Genomic DNA, 2,808 nt, shown 5'->3' on the forward strand with positions numbered 1-2,808 from the left:
GTGAGCGTCCGGTGAGCCGGTTTTGGTTAGGTGCGGAATTAGCTCAAGTTACGACACAGATGATTCATTTGTGACGTAACAGGGTATGAATGGCCAAGGTTGAGATCCTGACGGGTGCCGAGCGACAACGTCGTTGGTCGACAGAACTGAAGCTTTCGATATTGCAAGAAGCGTTCAGCGCGGATGGGAGCGTTTCCGATGTAGCGCGCCGGCACGACGTTCTTCCGCAACAGATATACGCGTGGCGAAAGAAGTTCTCGCCACCCGAATTGAAGTCTCCAGAGACCGTATCGTTCATCCCGGTTTCTCTTATCGGAGCGTCAGAGAGCCCCAGCGATGGTTCCACGAGGAGCAGTGTGCGGTCGAGGCGCAAAGACGTTGAAATCGTCCTGAGGAATGGCCGCTTACTGAGAATTGCAGCGGACATGGATCTCGAGGTGCTATCGTCGCTGGTCGCTTGTGTGGAGGCGGCATGATCGGGCCTTCTGGGAATGTGCGGGTCTATCTGGCCTGCGGAGTGACGGACATGCGGCGTGGCATTGATGGACTGTCGGCGCTCGTTGAGACGGCTATCAAGGAGGCGCCGGGCTCCGGCGCAATCTTCGGCTTCCGCGGAAAACGCGCCGACCGGATCAAACTTCTGTGGTGGGACGGCCAAGGGTTCTGCCTGTTTTACAAGATTTTGGAACGCGGATACTTTCCCTGGCCAACGGCGAAAGAAGGTGTTGCGCACCTGACGCAGGCGCAGCTTTCGATGCTTGTGGAAGGGATCGATTGGCGTCGACCGGCGTGGACTTCTGCTCCCGGCCGAACGGGGTAAAAGCTATATTTTGCAAGGGCATCCGGGCTAAAATGCTAGCGCTTTCGCTGCAAATCGGCTATGTTTTTGGGCATGGAAGCACCGCCTCTGGACAGTCAGAACGAGCTATTGGCATTGCGCGCGCTCGTCGCTGAACAGGCGGCGAAACTTGAGAGCCAAGAAGCCGAAGTCAACAAACGCGACTCCATCATCGGTCTTTTGCGCGCGCAGTTGGAGCTGCTCCGACATCGGCAGCACGGCGCATCTTCAGAGAAGATCGATCGGAAGATTGAGCAATTTGAACTCATGCTGGAGGAGATCGAAGCCGCCCGCGCCGAGGCTGATGCTTGTTCTGGAAAAGGCCTGCTGCCCGATGTGGATGATGCCCCGGACAAGCCGAAACGCAGACCTCTGCCGGATGGCCTGCCAACTGAAGAGCGGGTGTATGCAGCGCCCTGCAATTGCCCGACCTGTGGCGGCACCTCCTTCTTGAAGGCGGCTGACAAGGTGGCCCAGGTGATGGAGCATGTGCCGGCTTCTATAAAGATCGTCCGGCATGTCGAGAAGCGTATGGTCTGCAGGGACTGCGATACGACCGTATCGGGTGAGATGCCGACTTTGCCGATAGAGCGAGGCAAACCCGGACCAGGCTTGCTTGCTCATATCATGGTCGCCAAGTTCGACGATCATATCCCGCTCTATCGTCTGTCCGAAATGTACGATCGGCTGGGAGTAGATATCTCGCGCTCCGTCATGGCGGACTGGGTGGGTCGTGTGTCCGTTCTTCTTGCCCAGCTCATTTTGCTGATCAGAGCCCATATCGCGGCGGTCGATCGAATACACACGGACGATACCCCGGTGGATGTCCTCGACCCTGGACGAGGAAAGACGAAAACCGGCAGGGTCTGGGTCTATGTCTTCGATGGAAGCGGTTACCAGGATCCCACTCCCGGCGCGATCGCCTATTACTATAGCCCCGACCGAAAGGGCGTGCATCCGGCTGACCACCTCGCAAACTTCAGCGGTGTGATGCATGCCGATGGCTATGGGGGTTACAAGAAGCTCTACGGCAACCAGATCGTCGAGGCCGCCTGCATGGCGCATGTGCGCCGCAAGTTCCATGATGTGATCAAGCTGAAGCCATCTCCGATCGCTGACGAAGCGCTGTCGCGCATCGGCGCGCTCTACGATATCGAGGATCGCATCCGCGGCATGCCGGCCGACGAGCGACGCAAACTGCGCCAGCAACACGCCAGGCCCATTCTGGCGGACCTCAAGAGCTGGATAGAAGAGACGCTTTCGACGCTGCCACAAAAGCAGAAGCTGGCCGAGGCAATGCGATATGCCCTCTCGCGATGGGCAGCATTGAGCGTTTACATCGATGATGGCCGTGTCGAAATCGATAACAATATCGCTGAGCGTGCCATGCGTCCGCTTGGAATCGGAAGAAAAAATTGGCTCTTCGCCGGGTCAGACAAGGGCGGTGAGCGCATCGCCAACATCCTGACCATCATCGAGACTGCCAAACTCCATGGCCACAATCCGGAGGTCTATCTCACAGACGTCCTGACCCGGATCCAAAGCCATCCAAAGGATCGGCTCCAGGAATTGCTGCCGTGGCAGTGGGCGCCGGCGAAAGACCGATACGAGGCTGCGTGATGGCACGCTCGAGGTTCATCTATACGCTTAAAGAAGTCGCCGGCATGATCGGCGAGAACCTCGAATTAATCGAGGAGGTGACCGCCAACTCGGACAATATCGCCGAGGGCGAATTGGTTTATGTCCGCGATGGCAGCGAAGATGGCACAAAAGGCCTGACCGAAAATGGAATTGACGACCTTCAAGATCTCCTCGCCGACATACGGACGTGGGATGGTGCAATCCGCCATTTCCTCGTCGATGAACAATGCGATCCCGACATGATCGAGCGCGTCATGGCAGATGAGGTGAAGCGCCTCCTATAGCTTCGGCCGCCCAAGCAAGCGAAAATGCTTTCGCCGGACGCTCAC

Annotated in this window: 4 protein-coding genes; all 4 read left to right on the forward strand. The window is 57.5% G+C overall.

Going from position 1 to position 2,808, the window contains the following annotated elements:
- The first annotated feature begins 89 nt into the window (after window positions 1–89).
- The 4 genes from tnpA to JTP94_RS35955 all read left to right on the forward strand — a co-directional run bounded on the left by tnpA (window position 90) and on the right by JTP94_RS35955 (window position 2,763).
- Window positions 90–476: an IS66-like element accessory protein TnpA gene (tnpA, locus tag JTP94_RS36075; protein ID WP_204853171.1), complete on the forward strand. Its 387-nt coding sequence runs from the start codon at window positions 90–92 to the stop codon at window positions 474–476.
- Window positions 473–820: an IS66 family insertion sequence element accessory protein TnpB gene (gene tnpB / locus JTP94_RS25215; RefSeq protein ID WP_006204819.1), complete on the forward strand. Its 348-nt coding sequence runs from the start codon at window positions 473–475 to the stop codon at window positions 818–820. The genes tnpA and tnpB overlap by 4 nt, the downstream gene beginning before the upstream one ends.
- Window positions 821–892: 72 nt before the next feature.
- Window positions 893–2,458: an IS66 family transposase gene (tnpC, locus tag JTP94_RS25220; protein ID WP_204853172.1), complete on the forward strand. Its 1,566-nt coding sequence runs from the start codon at window positions 893–895 to the stop codon at window positions 2,456–2,458.
- The gene (locus JTP94_RS35955) at window positions 2,458–2,763 is read left to right on the forward strand and encodes a hypothetical protein (RefSeq protein WP_204853173.1); all 306 of its coding nucleotides are present in this window, start codon (window positions 2,458–2,460) and stop codon (window positions 2,761–2,763) included. The genes tnpC and JTP94_RS35955 overlap by 1 nt, the downstream gene beginning before the upstream one ends.
- Window positions 2,764–2,808 lie beyond the last annotated feature (45 nt).

Origin of the sequence: Martinezella lusitana (assembly GCF_016901135.1) — a bacterium.
GTDB lineage: Bacteria > Pseudomonadota > Alphaproteobacteria > Rhizobiales > Rhizobiaceae > Rhizobium > Rhizobium lusitanum_D.